Source organism: Dysgonomonas sp. GY617 (assembly GCF_015233815.1).
In the GTDB taxonomy this organism is placed as follows: domain Bacteria; phylum Bacteroidota; class Bacteroidia; order Bacteroidales; family Dysgonomonadaceae; genus Dysgonomonas_A.
Genome location: NZ_JADCLR010000004.1, coordinates 77,924 through 97,444 on the forward strand (window position 1 = coordinate 77,924; position 19,521 = coordinate 97,444).

General features: G+C 40.0%; 21 protein-coding genes and 1 pseudogene. 4 read left to right on the plus strand and 18 right to left on the minus strand.

Going from position 1 to position 19,521, the window contains the following annotated elements; genetic code table 11:
• Nucleotides 1-175: 175 nt before the first annotated feature.
• The 4 genes from IR022_RS05970 to ccsA all read left to right on the plus strand — a co-directional run bounded on the left by IR022_RS05970 (nt 176) and on the right by ccsA (nt 3,839).
• Nucleotides 176-1,477, plus strand: coding sequence for a hypothetical protein (locus IR022_RS05970; protein WP_194203013.1), 1,302 nt, complete (start codon nt 176-178; stop codon nt 1,475-1,477).
• A gap of 11 nt (nt 1,478-1,488) precedes the next feature.
• A complete protein-coding gene (locus IR022_RS05975) occupies nt 1,489-2,001 on the plus strand; it encodes a hypothetical protein (RefSeq protein WP_194203014.1) in 513 nt (170 codons plus the stop codon).
• A gap of 90 nt (nt 2,002-2,091) precedes the next feature.
• Nucleotides 2,092-3,057 carry a cytochrome c biogenesis protein ResB gene (locus tag IR022_RS05980; protein WP_194203015.1) on the plus strand — a complete coding sequence of 322 codons (966 nt, stop codon included), beginning with the start codon at nt 2,092-2,094 and terminating at the stop codon, nt 3,055-3,057.
• The gene (gene ccsA / locus IR022_RS05985) at nt 3,057-3,839 is read left to right on the plus strand and encodes a cytochrome c biogenesis protein CcsA (protein ID WP_199330276.1); all 783 of its coding nucleotides are present in this window, start codon (nt 3,057-3,059) and stop codon (nt 3,837-3,839) included. Before IR022_RS05980 ends, ccsA begins: the two co-directional genes overlap by 1 nt.
• A 72-nt stretch (nt 3,840-3,911) precedes the next feature.
• Here ccsA and IR022_RS05990 read toward each other — a convergent pair whose 3' ends face one another.
• From IR022_RS05990 to IR022_RS06075, 18 genes and pseudogenes are all read right to left on the minus strand, one after another.
• Nucleotides 3,912-4,088 (minus strand): histone H1, encoded by a 177-nt coding sequence (locus IR022_RS05990; protein ID WP_194203016.1) that lies wholly within the window; start codon nt 4,086-4,088, stop codon nt 3,912-3,914.
• Nucleotides 4,089-4,123: 35 nt separating this feature from the next.
• A complete protein-coding gene (locus IR022_RS05995) occupies nt 4,124-4,729 on the minus strand; it encodes a DUF6549 family protein (protein ID WP_242053083.1) in 606 nt (201 codons plus the stop codon).
• A complete protein-coding gene (locus IR022_RS06000; RefSeq protein WP_194203017.1) occupies nt 4,719-4,931 on the minus strand; it encodes a hypothetical protein in 213 nt (70 codons plus the stop codon). Before IR022_RS06000 ends, IR022_RS05995 begins: the two co-directional genes overlap by 11 nt.
• Before the next feature lie 25 nt (nt 4,932-4,956).
• Nucleotides 4,957-5,175, minus strand: a complete 219-nt coding sequence (locus IR022_RS06005) for a hypothetical protein (protein ID WP_242053085.1) — start codon at nt 5,173-5,175, stop codon at nt 4,957-4,959.
• A 71-nt stretch (nt 5,176-5,246) separates the two neighbouring features.
• Nucleotides 5,247-5,408 carry a hypothetical protein gene (locus IR022_RS06010; protein ID WP_194203019.1) on the minus strand — a complete coding sequence of 54 codons (162 nt, stop codon included), beginning with the start codon at nt 5,406-5,408 and terminating at the stop codon, nt 5,247-5,249.
• On the minus strand, nt 5,392-5,898 hold the full coding sequence (locus tag IR022_RS06015; RefSeq protein ID WP_194203020.1) for a hypothetical protein: 507 nt from the start codon (nt 5,896-5,898) through the stop codon (nt 5,392-5,394). Before IR022_RS06015 ends, IR022_RS06010 begins: the two co-directional genes overlap by 17 nt.
• A 28-nt stretch (nt 5,899-5,926) precedes the next feature.
• Nucleotides 5,927-6,139: a hypothetical protein gene (locus tag IR022_RS06020; protein WP_242053088.1), complete on the minus strand. Its 213-nt coding sequence runs from the start codon at nt 6,137-6,139 to the stop codon at nt 5,927-5,929.
• A gap of 61 nt (nt 6,140-6,200) precedes the next feature.
• Entirely contained in the window at nt 6,201-6,965 is a 765-nt protein-coding gene (locus IR022_RS06025) for a PolC-type DNA polymerase III (protein ID WP_194203022.1), read from the minus strand.
• Nucleotides 6,966-7,057: 92 nt separating this feature from the next.
• On the minus strand, nt 7,058-10,072 hold the full coding sequence (locus IR022_RS19915) for a DNA polymerase III subunit alpha (protein ID WP_242053091.1): 3,015 nt from the start codon (nt 10,070-10,072) through the stop codon (nt 7,058-7,060).
• Nucleotides 10,069-11,793, minus strand: a complete 1,725-nt coding sequence (locus tag IR022_RS06040; RefSeq protein ID WP_194203055.1) for a PHP domain-containing protein — start codon at nt 11,791-11,793, stop codon at nt 10,069-10,071. Before IR022_RS06040 ends, IR022_RS19915 begins: the two co-directional genes overlap by 4 nt.
• Nucleotides 11,794-11,845: 52 nt before the next feature.
• Nucleotides 11,846-12,568 carry a toprim domain-containing protein gene (locus IR022_RS06045; protein WP_242053095.1) on the minus strand — a complete coding sequence of 241 codons (723 nt, stop codon included), beginning with the start codon at nt 12,566-12,568 and terminating at the stop codon, nt 11,846-11,848.
• A 396-nt stretch (nt 12,569-12,964) separates the two neighbouring features.
• The gene (locus IR022_RS06050; protein WP_194203024.1) at nt 12,965-14,323 is read right to left on the minus strand and encodes a DnaB-like helicase C-terminal domain-containing protein; all 1,359 of its coding nucleotides are present in this window, start codon (nt 14,321-14,323) and stop codon (nt 12,965-12,967) included.
• Nucleotides 14,320-14,934: a hypothetical protein gene (locus IR022_RS06055; protein ID WP_242053098.1), complete on the minus strand. Its 615-nt coding sequence runs from the start codon at nt 14,932-14,934 to the stop codon at nt 14,320-14,322. The genes IR022_RS06050 and IR022_RS06055 overlap by 4 nt, the downstream gene beginning before the upstream one ends.
• Complete coding sequence (locus IR022_RS06060) at nt 14,906-15,265, minus strand: RNA polymerase sigma factor (protein ID WP_242053100.1); 360 nt, start codon at nt 15,263-15,265, stop codon at nt 14,906-14,908. Before IR022_RS06060 ends, IR022_RS06055 begins: the two co-directional genes overlap by 29 nt.
• A gap of 69 nt (nt 15,266-15,334) precedes the next feature.
• Nucleotides 15,335-15,523, minus strand: a pseudogene (locus IR022_RS20225) (RNA polymerase sigma factor); the annotation flags it as partial.
• Nucleotides 15,524-15,623: 100 nt separating this feature from the next.
• Complete coding sequence (locus IR022_RS06065) at nt 15,624-16,115, minus strand: hypothetical protein (protein WP_194203025.1); 492 nt, start codon at nt 16,113-16,115, stop codon at nt 15,624-15,626.
• Nucleotides 16,090-18,411: an AAA family ATPase gene (locus tag IR022_RS06070; protein ID WP_194203026.1), complete on the minus strand. Its 2,322-nt coding sequence runs from the start codon at nt 18,409-18,411 to the stop codon at nt 16,090-16,092. Before IR022_RS06070 ends, IR022_RS06065 begins: the two co-directional genes overlap by 26 nt.
• Nucleotides 18,411-19,466 (minus strand): exonuclease SbcCD subunit D, encoded by a 1,056-nt coding sequence (locus tag IR022_RS06075; RefSeq protein WP_194203027.1) that lies wholly within the window; start codon nt 19,464-19,466, stop codon nt 18,411-18,413. The genes IR022_RS06070 and IR022_RS06075 overlap by 1 nt, the downstream gene beginning before the upstream one ends.
• Nucleotides 19,467-19,521 lie beyond the last annotated feature (55 nt).

The window sequence follows — 19,521 nt, forward strand, 5'->3', positions numbered from 1 at the left end:
ATTCTTGATGTATTTATCATTATGAATTTACAAATTGCAGATTACGAAATTTAAATACCTACAATAAGGTATTAAATAACAAAATTATATATATCAATTACTCATATTTAGGTATTGCGGAATTTTAAGTTAAAATATACATTTGTTAACATGAAACTTCAAATTCTTAACGCTTATGAAAAACATATTATGGATTTTTCTAGTATTTCTTTTCGCTGTATTTTATTCCTGCGACAATGAAGAGCCAGCATCTGCACCAGACAAAACCAAAGAGCTGATCAACACAGCTAAATTTGACTACCAAACAAAATTTAAGCACCTGAAACACTTTAATGATTACCTTTCGACTCCTGTGTGGGATAGCTATGAAATGCAGGAAGACAGCATTAATCAATATGTGTATGTACCTTTTCAAAGAGTTGTCGAATATGAAAATGTAATTTCATATTTAATTATTGTATCAAATAAAGAGAACCAAAAAAGATCCTATTATATAAAGATCAAGGATGAAAGCGTTCAATTACAAACTAAATCGACAGAAAATAAAACATACAACTTATACGAAGCTTCTCTGGGCAATAAAGCTATAAGCCAAGGTTACATTGAAAATAACCAATTTATAAAAACAAATGAAATTTCATTTTTGTCTTTAGAAAATCCGTTACAATTAAAATCCGGTTTCTACGATAGTCCTGCTTGTGGTTGTCATAACGGTGGAACTATAGGGGAAGTTGTTGTTACTGCGCCGGGAGGTAGTGGAGGTAATTGGTGGGATATACCAACTTTTCCGGGTGGAGGCTCTCCCGGTATCGGTGGTGGTGGCAGTTCTACATCTCCAAGTGCAAATCTCTCTAAGATAGCCTCAAAAACAAGTCTGGACTCAGAGGGTATAAAAGAGTTAAATAAAATTCTTCAAGAATTGTTGGAACAATGCGGATTTAAAGCTTTATTTGATTATCTTGCAAATAATGGAAAAAGATTCGGTAACGTGAAAATTGACCCCAGTATAGATGTTGGAGGTTATGATTATATTACGAACGAACTATTATTTAACAATAACAGTGCAATATATGGAGCATTTCCAGAAGAATTCATTCACTTATTCCAACAAAATTTCTATCCGGGAGGGTTAGCCCCTTATTCTAATGTCGGTCGGATAAATATTGAATTTGAAGCAAAACTGATGCAAGATATACTCTGTTATATAAATGCAGGAGCTTGCCCTCAGTATGGGTCAGGGAAAAATTATTCAGCACAATATTTAAATTGGGTAATTGAAATAACAAAAGATGGAACATATATTCCTAAATATTCTGACCTGTTAAATAAAAATACACAATGGGGCAATCTAAATTATTGGGATTTCCTGAGAGACTTTCAAGCAGATCCTAACAGACAAAATTATAATTTTCCGATAAATGAATCTTTACAACCCAAAGCACTGAATTATTTGAATCAATCGAATTGTAATAACTAATAATTGACCATATGAAAACGATATATTTATATTTCTTACTATGTTCTATGTTTACTTTAAACATAAGCCAAGTGACGGCTCAAATCATCCGAAAAGAAGTTGCAGGGCAAGTATACTCTATTGACAAAACTCAAAAGAAAGTCATCAATAACAGCAACACCATCAATCATAAGAATATAACAAAAAAATGTGAGTTCTACACGATCAAAGAACCAACTCCGTTAGATGATATTTTCAAGTCCGTTTTTTCGAAAGAAAAGATTATCACTTTGGCAAAAGAAAATAAGGCTATCACTATAGTTCTATTTTGTAATACCAGTGGAAAAGTTGTCAATGTAGAATTCCTGTTGCAGAAAACAAACTTGTCAGATTCACTCACAGACTTATCATCTGTAACTTTGTCTGAGCTCAATGAGTTAGAGATTCTCTTGAAAAAATATCAATTCGAATTAACCTCTAGTTGCACAGATGTAAAATATATACCCCTAGCCAAACTTTGCCGATTCAGTAAATTACTAAATTAATAAAACAGTTTTCTATTTGCCTGCAAAAATAGAATTTACGAAGAAATAGCTATTAATAGCAATTTCACGAAACAGCATAATTGAAAAATAATGAAGAAACGATTTCGTGATTTACTGAAAATACCACAAGAATACAAATTAAGTATTCTTGTGGTATTGGTAATTACTCTGGTGGGTTTAGTTCTGAATTACTTTGTAGGGGGTATTGAGTTCTCTACATACAAAAACCCTATAAATTTTCTTATTGTCGGTTTATTATTGGTTTGCATTGTAGCCTTTTCGTTCTTTAGAAAATATAGAATATATAAATGGTTTACCGGAGTTCCATTGACTGTTGTTTTGCTGATTACTTTCCTTATATATGGTTTATTTATCGGGCTAATACCGCAAATCATTGATGCAGATCGTGGACTCCATACTTTCTTTGATTTTCAGCAAGTAAAAAAATCATGGTCATTTGTTCTATTATATATCCTCTTACTCCTGTCTTTGGGAACATTAATTTTACGTAGACTGATTTCATTCAAAAAGTCTGACTATGCTTTCTATCTGAATCATATTGGGATCTGGCTTATACTGGCATCACTAGCTATAGAAGCAACCGACAGTAAGTTGTATATGATGCCTGTCAAAAAGGGCGATACAGAGTGGCGTGTTTACGAAAAAGACAATACACTTACAGAGTTACCTATAGCAGTCAACATTAAAGATATTCAACTTCAATTGTACGAAAATAATCAGTCAATAAAGGATTCACCAAATAGCACGAAAGAAAGTCATGCCGTAGAAAGAATAGCAGTAAATACAACTGTTTACACTAAAGATGGTGGTGAGGAAAATGCCGTTATTGAGGTGAACAAACCGTTACTGATAAAAAACTGGTTTATTTACTTAGATAGTTATGATACCGGTTCGGGTAATTCTCCTACTTATTGCACCATGATGCTGATTTATAATCCTTGGTATATACCCTTATATTGGGGAATTGCATTAGCGCTCACAGGCGCATTGTGTATGTTGGGCAAGGCTAATTCTAACAAACGAATAAAATTATAATGTGGAATAATTATATCTATTGGGCAATACCTGCCATCCTACTTTTTATAAGTAGCAGTATTTTAATTTTTGTTCCTAGAAAAGCTAAGATTGTCGAGCTATTTATGATGACCGGAATACTGGTTGTCACATCATTTATTATCATTTTATGGATATCACAAAAACATCCTCCCCTAAGAACAATGGGTGATACAAGATTATGGTACTCCTTTTTTCTGTCGGCAATCGGCTATATTGCTTATAAAAGATGGAAATACAAATGGCTTCTGTCTTTTTCCTGTGTTGTTTCCTGTGTATTTATTATTGTGAATCTTTGCAAACCCGAATTACATTCTACTTATCTTATGCCTGCCCTAAGAAGCCATTGGTTTATACCGCATGTTACCTTTTATATTCTGGCGTATGCCCTAATGGTTGCAGCAACGGTATCAGCAATTGTACAGTTAATTAAACTCAGAAAAGGTAAAGAAGATTTGGAGCTCAGTCTTGTTATAGACAGGATTGTTTATCAGGGATTTGCTCTTCTTACTATCGGCTTGTTGATCGGAATTGTATGGGCTATCCAAGCGTGGGGGCACTCTTGGAACTGGGATACGAAAGAAACATGGGCTTTGATTACCTATGTAGCTTATACGGTATATATTCATCTGAGATTACAAAACAGATATACCCGATTAACTATGTGGATACTGCCTGTCGCTTTTTTATTGCTTATGATAACTTGGCTGGGTGTAGATTATCTACCTACTGCGAGTAATAGTATGCATATATATTCAAAATAAAAAATATAGAATCATTTTCATACAAAAAAGGATAATCATAATGATTATCCTTTTTTATTACACAAAACTATATTACTTCTTTGACACTTCCACTGAGAGCTTTCTAAATTCTTTCAATGCTTTTTCAATTGCCAAAGATGCTTTTCTTGCACGTGTTCCGGCTGCTTTGTTTGCGTTTTCTGCTTGTTGTGCCGAGTCTTTAGTAAAGTCTGAGATCAGTACATTTAAGTTTTCCAGTAATTCTTTCATTATTATTTGTTTTTTAATTTCGCACAAAGATATAGTTATTTTTCAATCATTATATACTCAGAATACTTTATCTCCACATACGGATTATCACTTGATATAGTCTGATGTATCGCCTTTACACCCCATCTCCACCACAAAAAACGAAGCTTATGTTCTACCCAAACCGCCTGATGCAGATGTACCGGAAGATGGATATTACCTGTAAGCTGATTATTTTCTATAACTCCTGAAACCTGTAAATAAGGCGTATCCATTTTAATAGTCTTTACCCGAACTGTTACCGTATCACGAATAACTACCGAGTCTTTCACTTCGGCTTGGATGGGAGCATTTACTTCCACCGAATGTTTAGCTATAGCCTGTAAACTATTTACCCTTACACCCAGTTTTCGCATCTGCTCCAGATCCTCTGCCCTGTTATCTTCAAGTTCTTCTACAGTAAGGCGTAATACCTTTGTATCGACAGCCATTGCCGTAGAATCAATCTGTAATCGTTTCATGTCCGAAAGTAAGGAAATCGTATTTCCTTTATACCTGTTCCTTTCATTCGATAACTGCCTGTTTCTTTCATATTGAAACAGCACCGTTAACGACAGGCAGATAACTATACCACCCAATGCCAATATAATTTTACTTGCCATTCTTTACCGATTCAAGAGGTATAAACCAGATTTGTTCTTCTAAAAAAGGTATGTCCAGGCGAACCATATACCCTTTGTTCTTACGCTCACTGCAGGCCAGGTTTTCTATTACCAGCCCAGTTCTTCCTTCCAGTTCGGACAGTTTTAAATCCGTCAGTTTATCGGACAGAACGATTCTTATTCGGTCACATTCATCTATCATCCCTATCTTATTTTTAAAGTTATCTTCATCTCTTATTTTTTAGAAGTTCCTTAATATCATTACGCATTTCCCGCAGGTCGGTTTGTATGGAAGTAAACTGAGTCATTGTCACTTCAAAAACAGCCTTATCCAGTTTGATGGCATCGATACGTTCATACTGGTCCTGTATCTTGATTTCAAGCTTCGTACATTTCTGTTCCAGTTGAAGGATATGTGCCGTATTGCTTACATGCTGCAGATACATGGTCACAATAAAAGAGAGGATAACGATTAATGATCTGAAATTATGGGTCACGAATTCTTTGAAATTTTTTGTCATACTATATTGAATAAAATTGAAAATGCTTCCATGGTCGCATGGATCAGTTTTACCGATACTTCGCTGTCTTTGAGCCCGTAGATTACTAACCCGGTTACAATCAGTATATAGATTGCCCTTTCTACGGTACTTCGTTTGATCTTAGTCTTTTTCTTCATTCCTTGACTGTATTTCGGGAACAATAACGTTGAAGATTACATTACCATCACTGCCTTCAATCCGTAGTTTTGATTCCTGTACGTGTTTTATCGGAAATAAATCCATTAACGCTTTAGCTGCATTTACCGAAACAGCACGTAATGGAGCAGGAGAAAGACAGATACCGAACTTATCCGAAAACTGAGCCGTTGACGTTTCTTCCATCACCGCCTTTAAAGTCTCGGCAATCTGTAGCTTAATAGCGATGTTCTCCGTTTCATTCTGCAAAGCAGTATACAGTTCCTTTATTCGGGCGAGTATATGAACCTCTCTCATTAGTTGATAGCTCTTTACCGACATATTCTTTGAGTCCTCACCGAAAACTTCCATGTAACACTTGGTATGTTGTCCTGCAAACTCGTGATTCCCATAGACGAACAAGAAACAGAATTGCTCTTGCTTATCGGTCAGTTTTATTTGGGTTTTATCCGGTACCTGTTCTTTTTCCATTGTGGTTTGATCTTTATTAAAGAATAGCTTATTGCCCGGCTTCTGGTTTTATAAAGTCCGCATTTCGTGCTATAAGCTGCTCCATCAAAGCCTGATAAAACACATCGGCAAGTGCATCCGCACAACTCTCTGCATCGGCAAGCGAATTAATCAGCCTCATATTAAAGGCAATAGTCAGATCATAGCCCGTAATGGCACACATCATCTCATTGCCGTCATAACCCAGTACCCCGTAAGTCATCAGATCACTTGTTTTAAACGAAACCGTTTCCTCCTGTTCATTGGGATTTTCTTCCATCGTCTTAGATTTTAAAGTAGTTTCTGGTTTTCTCTGCTTTTTGAATACTGACTCCCATGCCACCCTCATCTGATCTTAATCGGTTGGAGCACACCCTTGCAATATTCAGAGTTGCCGTAACGTCTGCATCCGCATCATGTGCATCATCGAGCTCAATACCCAGGCGTTCTGCGATCAGTTCCAGTTTGTACGAAGCCACAGAAGCATCATCCGCATAACAGAGCCTTGCCAGATCGATGGTATCTATGTAATGAGGCTGAAAGTTCCCGTAGAAATCTTTGGTTCCGGAAAACACCTTTTCAAATTCTTTGGTCAATCTTGTATAGTTCATCAATTGCTGTAAGAAACTTACATCAAATGTTATGTTTTGACCTATCAGCACAGGCTTGCATTGTGTCCCTTTACTTAAAGTGTTTCGCTTCACAAACTCTATCGTTTCGGTTGCTACTTCTTTCAGATCGGCACCCTTGTTCAAAAGCAGCTCCATGGTGATACCCGAGTATACTAAAGCAGCTTGCTCATATTCCATCTGCCCAGCTTCCAGTTCCCGCTTATTTTTAAGGACTTTCCGTTTAACGGGACCTCCGATATTTTGCTTGTCATACGGGGCAATGTATTTTACATACCGGTCTGTCACATCCCATGTATCCAGCCTTACGGCTTGCATTGCCAATTGGGTACAGGCGTGTTTGGTGGAGTCCAGACCTCCGGTTTCAAAATCCAGTCCGATACCCGTATATATTTTAATTTCTGTCTGTGGTGCTGCCATAAATAAGTAGGTGAAAGTATTTAATGATATATTCTCGAATTGTAACAAACTATTGCTGTTGTGCTCAACTAAGCAATAAAAAGGTCTGAGACCTATAGTTTATCTAAAATGGATGTATTGTATGTGTTCAAACTATTTGTCCCGTTGTAATCGCTGTATCTGATGACGGCCGATACAATAATGATTTTGTCTTTGAGCGAACCGACCAGCTTTCTGTTTGTGGAATAAAACTCGCTCCAACAGATCAGTTCCATCAGGTCATTATTCTGCTGTAGCTTGATTTTACAGAAGGTTTTCTTTTCCCCCGTCTGCTTGTCCTTATAGCTTATTTCATCCAGTTCGATGACTGTTGCACAAACCGCAATCCGTTTGCCTTCATTGTCCAAATCCATAGCGTCCCTGAGTGTCATATAGCTTGCTTTGCCTTTGATGTCTTTCCGCGTTTTGGAATTATCATAAATCCTGCGGTAGTCGATAGAGCCTATTCCCGAAAGGTTTATCTGCTGCATCGACCAGAAATAATGATATGAAACCTGATCGTTAGGAAATTCTTCATCGGATAGCTTAAACCCTAATTCAAAAGCTGCTTTTTCCAGAATAGTGTACCTGCCGGTTACTGCTTTTACCTGCTCTATTTTATCAAAGCATCCGGATAGAATAAGGTGCTTTACGTGCCTTGCATTGACAGGTACACGCCCTGCTTCCTGCTCATTGTCAGGGTCATCCCAGTATTGATACTTTTTTAGCTTGTATTTGAATATCCGGTGGATAAAATTTTCGATAGAAGTAAACTCTCCGTTGCTGGTTCGCTCTTCAATTATGTAATCTACCGTTTTTATGCCGATCATCTTGATACGTGTCAGTGACCAGAAGATTTCATTCGTATTATAATCGGTGAAGAACTGCACTTTCGAGATATTGATATCCGGTGGTACGATCTTGGCATTACTGCACTGCTCCATTTCCGACATGAGCATAGGTATCTCTTTATCGTCTGCCCATTGTAAAGCAACCGTATAGAATGCAGAAGGGTAATTCGCCTTGAGCCATGCACCGCAATAGGATGTAAGAGAATAAGCTGCAGCGTGACTGTTGCATGTAACGATTCCGTTCTCTATTGCATATGAGTGGTATGGGGCACTCATTTCGACATCATACACCTCTTCATCACCTATGTATTCGATAGATTTAACAACAACCAATGCTGTGCTCTGACTTTTCTGTCTCCACTTCGCGCATCCCATTTCAGAATGAACCTTTTTGTGGCATGATACACAAAGAGTTTTAAGATTACAATAATTCTCTCCGCATTCAGCATGGCTTCCATTGATATGATGAATTTTCAGCCTGCAACAATCATTAGCATATTCTTGGCAGTAATTCTTCATCAAATTATTTCGATAATACTCTCGTTTGACATATTCACTCTCGGGTCGCTGTATAAAACCCATATGTCCCTTTTGTGAATTCAGTTCATACTTTTGAATATCGAAGTTGTTATGGTACCATCGGTCATTTTCCTTACCTTTATCTGTGAACCGATAGCTAGTGTCTTTTTTATCAAAGCCCGTATTCACAAAAAGCATATCCGCGCCAATTACCAGTTCATCTGTTCTGACTTCTCCTCTTTGCGTGGGATGCTTATGATTTAAGGTCACATCAATAGTTTTACCGCCTTCTAAGGTAATCCGATAAAGAGCTTTGACCCCTGCAAAGCGTATGTCAACAATTCGGTTCTTAACAAGCCTGTTATCCTCATTCAATGAAAACGCTGTGCCATAACCTTTTCTAAGATATTTGCTTCTAAGAGGCTTATGGTTTGTTTCTCGTACGTAGTCCAGATCATTCATCAACTTATACATTTCTTCAATGGTTGGATGCCATCTTTCTCCGCATGGGCGATATATCTTTTCTTTTCCGCTAATGCACCGGTTAAAAGAATATTTTCCTGCCACCTCGATCTTATGCCATATCTCCTGAGCTTCATATTCGGGGCAACCGTTTTTCATCGCTCCGTTAATAAAATCATCTTTGAGGGTAGCCATCAGTTCAGCGTTCTTCTTACCGATAGCTTTACGAAGGTAGTCGGTCTTACCCAGGTCAAATCCTCCCAATGTATGAGCTATCGACATAAACTGTTCCTGATAGGTCATAATACCGTAGGTGTTTTTGGTAGCTTCATACGTTCCGTAATTGTATACGGGAGCCACCTCTCCATGCTTGTAGCGTATGTAATCATCCGTTGCTCCGATCTCAAGCGTTGCAGGACGGAACAAAGCATTTATAGCTATCAGGTCTTCTATACAATCGGGTCTTACATCCATTATAAAACGGGTAATACCACGGTTGGCAAATTGAAAAATATTCTGGGTATACCCCTGAGATAACAAGCTGTAGGTTTTGGAATCGTTTATTTCATCTTGCGTGATACTCTCTATACTGTAATCCTTATTATAGGTTTCGTTTACAATCTTTATGACAGAACCGAGTTTGGCTAGTTCCTTTGTCGCCAGTACGTCTTCTTTGAGCAAACCGATATCATCCACCGCATACCCGTCAAATTCCGAGACCAACAGATCGTCCATTTTACGGATGGGAAGAAAGTCGAAACAGTCGGCATCTTCCCCATCTTTGGTATCAGGGGTTACAATAATAGCCGATGCATGGATGGAAGCCGAGCGAGGTTGCCCCATCAGTGTACGGATGTCCTCTATCACTTCAGGATAACTCTGTATAAATCCCCTAACCTTTTTGTTGACTGCTGCCAATTGAAAAAGCTCCGTCCACCCCATCTTGTCATCGTCAAAGAGGGCGGTGATGTAGTTTACGATATTAACAGGTATACGATGTACACGCGCCACATCTTTGAGTACGGCCTTTAGTTTCATACTCGAAAACGTACCTGCCGAGAATACCCGCTGTTTTGCATTCACGTTGTATCGTTGTTCCAGATACTCCTTAATCTCCTGCCTTCTGTCCGAAGCAAAGTCGATATCCACGTCTGGCGATGCCGAGTGACCGCCCGGTTTCAGCCCCTTATCGACAAAGGAGCCTGTCACTTTATGGTCACCATCAGCCACTTTTATTTTCACTTTCAATACCTTCATTTAAGCAGTTCGTTAAGAGTCCATAATAAATCCCTGTTATCAAACTCTATTTCATCTCCGGGTTGAAGCTGGTGGGCAAATACCGTCATTGCTTTGTCATCTCTGATAATACGAAGTTCAGCCTTGCGGTAAAAAATAATCTGCCTGTCTTCCAGATTTACCTCGATTACTTTTTCACCCTTGCCTACCTGTATATCCTGACCGATAACCGTTATATTATCCACCCAATTCAATCCACAACGTTCGGGAACCAGAAACCTGGAGAACATCAGGTCGTATTTAATCGGGTCAATAGAAATAATACCTAATAAATAGGATACAAGCGAACCACCTGCAGAACCCCGTCCTATACCAAGAGTAATCTTACGTTTTCGGGCTTCCTTTACTATATCCCACTGTATCAGGAAATAGTCTACATTGTTTGTCGATTCGATTATGTAAACTTCCTGGTCCAGGCGCTCCTTGTATTTTTCGTGATGCCTTACCTGTACCTTGGCTTTCAAACCCTCTTCCAGCAGTACCAGAAACATCTTATGCCTGTTGCCATACTTCCTGATTTCATCCTCAAGCATGATGTACTCAGGCATATACATTCTACCCAGTTCGAATTTTGCTTCTGCTTCTTCCGCTATCTCAGCCGTATGCCGGCACATCCTCTCGAATAGTGCGTCAATATCCCACCTGTCACCGTCAAAGATGCTCTCAAAAACCGCATAGTGTTCATCGATATCTTTAAAGTACTGCTCAACCGACTGTTCATGTGCTGCACCCGAAGCGATCTGATTAAGGATAATCTTATTTCGTGCTTCGTCCTTATCTACATAATAGTTATCACAAATAAGGACAGGCTCTATGCGGAAGGAGTTTAACTCTGGCAGGTAGAAATTCTCAAAGTAATGCTTAGTGGCTTTGAGCACTTCCACATCGATACGTTCAGCCCTGTACTCACTCAGATCAACCTGATAGAATACTTTAGAGAATGCTTTTTCCAGTTCTGTCAGTAAGGGGCGGTTCTTTGTCATCCAGTAAGAAGAAAGCTTTCCTAGAACCAGCACGTTCCCCTGTGCATGAGATATCAGACCCGCATCGCTTAATGTATTGGTGTGGCTGTCTACCATGATTTCCTTCTGAATGCGTAACAGGTTCCTCAGTCCCTTTTGTGATTGGCAATATATTTTCATATCCACCTTTTCGCCTTTGTAATCGAGTGAAAAGGAATACCCGAATACATGCTTTAATCCGGCTTTTGCACATTCCTTTTGCAGATTCAGGGTTGCTGCCATTGTATTGCGGTCACAAATCCCGATAGCCGTATGCTCCAAAACCTTGGCTTTCTTTATCCATAGCCCTAAATCCCCCGAACCGTTCAATAGTTCATAAGGTGTATGTATTCCCAGATTCACAAAAGGGATATCCTTCTTTGTTTCCTGCCTTTTGCCGATAAACTTTAAGATATTGAACTTAAAGTCTTCACGCAGGTCATAGTAATACCAGTTCCTGCCGAATTCGAAAGCTACATAATTGATACCTTCATCGATCAGTATATCCGGGTTCTCCATCAGGTTGAATTCAATCTTATCTTTCGTTCCCCTGAAAATCGATTGAACACCTTCGAGGTCTGCCAGAAACATTTTCCCGAAATCCACGATTTCCACGACTTCATTATCGACCCAATTGTAACTTATCTTGTTGGCTTGTAACCATTTTATTAATTCATCCATATTTCGTATCGTATAATTATTGATTACTTGAGTAAATAAAAGGTCTGTGCCCTTAGATTTTATTGATTTTGTATTCCAAAGGAGTTTTAAGCCCGTAGGCAAATACACTGTACATTTGCTCGTAGCTTAGATCTTCCCAGTCTTTCTCCCGATCGGTTATATCCGCTATAAATACCTCGAAATAAGGAGATAGCTCCGAAGCTGTTTTCTTGATTGCTTCCACCGCATCTCCGTCATAACCGATCACAACTGTTTCTACCCCTTTGCTTTGAAGCTTGAAAATTTGAGCCTGAGATATTTTCTTTCCGAAAGTTGCAACTACAGAGATCCCGGTATTATCATAAAGTTCCAGTTTACGGGTTAAAGCAATCACATCGAATATTCCCTCTACGATGATTACCGTGTCCGTTTCATCCGGTATCACTGTATCATAGTTGTAGAGCAGCTTGATAAAATCATTCTCTGTTGAATTGCGAAAACGCATGATAGGGTATTTGCCCTGAAACTTTGCTTTGCGGTTATGGGCTTCAATCTCAGCCTTAGCCATTACATGACGTGCCACATATCCGACTATATCCCCTTCATCGATTACAGGAAACAGCACATAGTCGTTGAATTTAAAATTCAATCGCCCGGTAGTCCCGACAGGGAAGTATTCATAGTCGTCATAGACAAAGCCACGTCCTTTAAGGTACGGATGTGAGAAACACCGTTTATAAAAGTCCGGCAATTCCACTATGCCCAATGTATCGTCTATCTCTTCTTCACTTTCCAACGGAAAAAGTAAATTTGGTTCGAGCAGAGTTTTCAGACTGGCAGTTTGAGTAACCGCAAGGTCAGGCCGTCCGATGGTTGAAAGCAACTGGTCGAGCGTGTAAGTCGCCCCGCCACAAGAAAAACAATGCGACATAAACGGCTTTTTACGCTGGGTTTCTTTTCCGATATACACCCCGAACTTTCCCGCTTTCCCGCAAAAAGGACAGGTTGCAACAAGGTTCTTATTTCCTCCGTCACGTTTGGCTCCCAGTTCACGGCTGATCTCAGAGATCAGTAAAGCTGTTTCTGATTTAGATAAAAACATACTCCAAAAGGATTTGATATTTAATTAATCTATTCCGGTTATTTTTTAGGTGATTGTTATACCTGGCCTAGTTACAAAAAGGCCTGTGACCTATCGTTTTAAACTGAGAGTTCGCCCGACATCATAGAAAACCTCATTGTCATAGTCCGTAGCAATCTTAAAGGTGTCGCCTTTGGGAAAGAACCGGGACTTAGCCGTATGCAAACGCATCGTATCCTCTGTCCGTTCTGCCGATGACTGGTTCAAGCTAATAAGATGAGTACAGGGCCTTGCCAGTCCTTTGGCTTCCGAACAGTTGTATTCCGTCAATACATTCTTTTCATCGTTGAGCCATTCCCGGTTTTCGATTGTCGCCTGATAGGTTACCACCACCCAGAGCTTTTCATCAGTAGCCAAATCTTTTAGATCGTTGGCTACAGCAATACGTTTGCTACGTTCATGCTCTGTGTTCCAAGTCTTTCGGGTCGCATCGGTCAGCAGGTCCATGCTGTCGATAATTACTATGTCAGGAGAATAACCGTTTATTTTGCGGTATTCAGCGATTCCGTTTTTGATGTCTAAGGATGAAACGCGGCTGTTGAAACGGGGAAAGCTCCTGACTGTGATACTGCCCGAATACTCTGCGACCAGCTTTTCAAAACGGATGATCTCCAAGTCTGAAATCTTCCCCCTTTCGAAATAATAGGCATTCTTGGAAATCAAACCGCCCGAGTAAGCGTTCAATGCTTCTTCCCGGGAACCTTCCAACTGAAAATGCAAGACATGTAATCCATCTACAACGTTTGCCTGGATACCGATATGTTTGGCGATATGCGATTTTCCGACTCCGGTACTGGCTAGAAAACAGGTTAACTGCCCTCGTAAGTTGCGTCCATTGTTAAGTGCATCCAGATCAGCGATATAAAAGCGGTTCACCTGGGGCCTACCCGACCTCATATTTTCAAACTCTTGCTGTTGGTTCTTTTTAAAGCGACCCGAAAATGTTTTAGCCACATCGATAAAAGCGGTGGTCTTCAGTGTAAACCCCTCCAACCACTGGGCATATTCTAATAACTTCTCTTCTGCCTTATCCTGTTTACTCTGGTTATACAACTTGCCTACTTCCGTATAAACGACCTGCAACTCCACCCCTTTGATATAGCTCTCCAGCATATCGGTAATAATTTCGGTATTCTGGTCGCCATCATATTCACGGAAAGTATTTATAAGCTCTATTGCATCATAATCATTGAGGAATGCTTGCGACAAGACGGAATAACTCGGTGGCACTTTATAACTCTTGTAATGATTCACAAATACCTCCTGTATTTTCTGAAAAGTATGGTCAGGCAAATATTCCTTCCGCATATGCTGAACCAGCACATTACATATCCGGTCATAGCGGACGGATGCCGAATAAAGCTCATACAGGAATTCAGCACTGAGTGCATTACACTTACCTGTACTCATTTCTTGTCCGCTTTAAATTCTTCCAATCGCAGCCTGTACAATTCCGCATATTTCTTTCTGCATACCTCCTTACATCTTACTCCATTCTGACAGGTCTGACAGGATGGTGAGAAAGGAGTCCAGAGCAAAGTCGATACCTGACAGATGTAAAAGCCGACTTCTGAAGAGTGCATCCTTCTTTTGGTATTCTCTTCATATTCGGGGAAGATAAACTTCATCAAGGGGTGCTCGCTTCTGTCCCTGAATTCAATCCGTAAACTACTGCGTGACAATCCTATCCCCTTTAGCCATTTGTCTTCGAAATACTTCTTATTTTGGGTATTACTCAAAAACCTCAAAACTGCTTTCTTACCGAACGAGTGGCTTACTTTCCATTTGCTGAGATACCCTGTATCGAACCTGCTGATGGTATACACCTGACAAATACAATAGGCGTTCAGCCGTTCAGCACTCAAATCGCTCTTACAGCCTGCTTCTAAAGAGTTAAGGCAGGAAGTAACACTGCGAAGTGCTATTCCACCGCCCGGAAACTCAAAAGAGGGAGCAAGCGTTTTCTTCATCAGAAATGTAAATACACGGATGCTATACCTGATCGATTCGTTTGTCTCCATTTCTGTCTATGAGTTTTCGTATTTGTTGCTTGGCCAAAAAAATCCGGCTTTTGATAGTCTCGATATTCCGGGTTTTCAGATTCCCCTTTTTGTGGCAAATCTCCATGATCTCACTCAGCTTGTATCCTGCTTGTTGCAATAGTAAAGCTTCCCGGTAGATAGGCTTTATCTCTGAGAGTGCTTCCACTATATCGTCATTATACATTTCATCGTAGTTATCCACCCCCATACAATTCGAGCTAACCGCTTCGTCATCGGGCATACCGTCACTAATTTGCCTTACATCCACATCATCCGTTCTCTTATAGCGGATATTGCCTCTGGTATTCATTCCGGAAATAAACCGCTTGGTTACGATATGCAACCAGGTCTGTATGGAGCGTGCAGGGTTATACGTTTCGATGTACTTGAAGAAATTGATAAGGGCTTCGTTGTAGTTGTCCTCGATATCTGCAGGAGAATACGTGTAGCGGATGCAGAGTTTAAAGATCAGGTTCCTGTGAGGGTAAACATGGCGGTTAAAGAGTTCCGTTCGGATACGTACGGACTCTTCGTTAGTTAAGTTTTCTGTTTCATTAGTCGTTTCCACATGCCGGTTACTTGAAGTTTGAAATAATCTGTCACGTAATCTGTCAGCTTAAACGCATCATTTTTATAGTATAAAAGCTCCTTAATCATTTTGATCCCTGTTAGGTAATTCTGAATTTTCGGATGTAGTAATGGTATAAATGACAGGCATCCGCTGCATTGTCATCACCGGGGTAAAACTTGTACCTGTCGATACACGCCTGAATCATTTCCGGTTTCTTTGCCCTGCCATTACCGGTCGCCCATTTCTTAAGTGTAGCCACATTGATAAAGGCGGGTTCCGGCAGGTTCAATTCATCACAAACTTCAAAGAGTATACCCCTGAACTCCGATAACTTACGCATGTCCGAGAAATGATTATTTACATTGATATCTTCGGCTACAATCTGTTTTATTCCATGATCTTGGATAAATCCCAGTATCGTATTTCTGAAATCCTGATGCTGTTTATTGTTATTCCTCTTTTTAGACTCCGTAAAATTCCATGTTCCGAAGCCATGTGTAGAATAATATCCTGTATGAGTTGCAATATCCAGTGCTAATAGGTCTGATTTATTCAGGATAAGCTCACTCACTGATTCTCGACTCGCCATTTTCTTTTACGATTTTTATTGTGTGAGGGTATGATTCCGCAATATTCCCGTGACTGACTATCAGGGCTGTAATACAAAGCCCGTTTAGTGCAGCGAACATATAAGAAAGCCCGTCTTCATCGACTGCCTCCAGTATTTCATCAAGAACCAACAGGGCTAATCCTTTTTCAGTATCACAAGTGGAATTGATAAGCTTCTGCATAGCCAGAATAGTAGCCAGATTCACCCGTGCAGCCTCCCCGGCACTAAACTTTCCGAACGAGCCGCAATCCAAACCGCCCCTGACAAGTGATACCGATATTTTCTCCCGTACCTTTCCCGTTTTTAGTACTGTATACCCCGAAAACTTAATACGAATATCACTGCCGATAGACTCCAGAAACTCATTGGTTATTTTACTGAGAGCTTCGATTTTGGTATTAGCCAGATACGTTTTGAACTCGATAAAATTCTGCTCTTGTATTTCCAATGCTTTTAGCTCCAGTTCCATCTTCGTTTTCTTCACCAATACTTCTGACGACTTATGCCTGTACTCCATAAATGATGCTTTCATGGATGTAAGAATTTCAGAATCGATATTCGCATTGATTTCCTTAATCGTGTTCTCCAGTGTGTCGATGGAACTTTCCGCTGCTTTAACCTCTTCATACACACCATTAATTTTACGCTCAATGGCTTTATACGCTTCATCTATAAGTTCAAACGCTTCATCAAAGACCTTTCTTAAGATGCTGTCTATCTCCTGGTGCAGTACGTTAATCGTATCTGCTATACGGCTTTGGTTCCTTCGTGCCCCTTCCATTTCAAAAGATGCTGTATTTACATGCTCGACTGCTGTACCGATCCTTCCTGTCCATGCGAATTTTTGAGACGAAAGTTCCCGTTTTTCACTTTGTACCTGACTCTGGTCTTGCTCTATTTTATCGATTAAGCCCGTAGTTTCATGTATACATGACGAGAGTGTGATAAACTCATGTTGTTTCATTTCTTCTTCACACTTTCCTTTTTCCACATCAAAACTCCGGTCAGATACGACAAACTCAAATCCGCAGGACGGACAGCTAATAATACCCGCCAATTTATTACCCAGGCTCTCGATGGCAACCGATAAGGCCCTACGGGTTTTCTTAAGGCTTTCGAGCTCTTTGTTTATCCTTATGTATTCATCGTTCAAATGCCGGAGTTCCCCTTCGTAGATTTCCGCTTTGTCCAGACTCGTTTTTGTAAACGCTTCGAATTCTTTATAGAGTCCATTGTAGGTGGCTGTAATTTCGTTAACTTTCTTCTCTGCCAGTTCAAACGCAGTGTCCCATTTTGCTAACTCTTCTTCTGCCTGATGAATCCTGTCTTTTTTAGCTTTAATGACCGAATCCCAGTCTGTCATTTTGCCCCGTGCAACAAGTGGCAGGTACTTATTAATGCCTGAGAGATAATCTTCCAGTGTAAAATCGCCGTTCTCCAATTGCTGAATCTGCGAATCCACTTCTTTGATTTTAATGAGCTGTGTATCGAGTAGTCCCAGGTCATCTGCCTTTTGACGAATAATACTTCTTTTCTCTACTATGGATTCTTCCAGGCCTGAGATCTTCTCCTCTTTCGATTTAGAGCGTTGTTCAGAACTGTTTTCTTCCTTTTCGATCTGTTCGGTTAGCATGGCTATACGCCCTTCGACCCCTGCAAACTCTAAATCGGTCCGTTTCATCAGTTCCAGAACCGGAGCTTTATCAACAAGGATTTCTTCGATAGCTTTATCAACAAGGTTGCCGTTACTAAAACGGTTGATAATTTCCTTTTTGTCTTTATCCGAACACGATAAGAAATCCTGATACTTATGCTTTGAAAGGATGAAATTGTTGTATAACTCATCTTTTGTCAGGCCAAGCATCTCAAGGATATACCTGTTATAGGCATCCACACTGTGTTGAACGACTTCATACGGGTCAAGCTCCTTGCCCCTTGTTGTATAACAGGCTACCTCTGCCGAACCCTTGCGGTGCAGTTTGCGTTCAATGGTGAATACCTCGTTATTACTGTCATTGCCGAACTGAAGTTCAATCAGGCATTCATCCGAATTATCATTGATAATCTCTTCATTCTTGATCTTTCGAAGCGGGCTTCCCATTATACCGATAGCAATACATTCTATCAGTGCCGATTTACCAGAACCATTGCTTCTTTGGCTCTCATTGTCTTTATTATCCCCAAAGATTAAGGTGGTTACTCCCTGTTCCAAATGGTAATGGAGTTCCCGGAAGGCACATACATTCTGTGCGTATATTTCATTTAATTTCCACATTAATTCTTGATTTTTGATAAGTAGGTTAAGCCCAGCGACACATTATCGATATCCTTCTGCCGGCAGAATTCCTGATAGTTTACTTGGATATTGTGAAAGTCGAACTTTTCAAACAAGCTGCCTGATTGTGTTTCTATAATCTCCGGTTCATCGGTGATAACTTCGACTTTTGTCGCACCTGCATTTAGAAGGATATTTTTATCGATCCCCGGTGCGGTTGCTGTTGAAGCATGTACACGGACTTTGACTTTGTACCTGCCATCCGCTTTTATTTCTTCCAACAGGTCGGACAAATGAATATCCACTTTATCCGCATCGGTGTCGATTACCCGGTATCTTGTATTGACCTGATTTTTGATAAATTCGTATGAACCGTCATTGTACAATACCGTGTACCCTTTTTCTTCGTCTTCACCGAAATTATGCTGCCGGGAGCTGCCGGTATATTCAATTTCCGTTCCTTTTATAGTACACCTGTTATGATAGTGACCCACAAAAACTTTATCGAAGCCTGAGAATACAGATATTGGTAGTTCATTGGCTGAAGCATGTAACAAGGCTCCGTTTATACCCTCATGGATATATAAGTAGTTCTTTCGTCCGGTCACCAGATCATCCTGAATTACAGCATCCAGTTTGTCTTTAAAGCTTCCGTTCTCCGGAAAATAAGGAATTATATGAAGAGCATAATCCCAATCGGACTTACATATACTCATAGATTCATCTACCAGCATCACATTATCGTGACTGTCGAATACATGGCAGTAACCCCGAACTGATTCCTGATTTACCTTATCATGATTTCCGTTTGCCAGAATCACTTGTATACCCTGACGATCTGCATCTACCAGAGCATCGTGTACCGCCAGTAATACATCTAATGTCTGGGCTGCACGGGACTGAAACAGGTCACCGCCCACGGCTATCAGTTCCATATCCAACTTTTTACAGACGGACAATGCTTCGTTCCAATTAGCCGAAAACTCGCTCAGGTTATCCTTAGAGACATGTATATCGTTGATTAATAATACACAGGGAAAGATTGTCTTAAACATATATGTATAAGATTAGAAGAAGAAACGGTAAATTTCTTACACGTTTCTCCTTGTG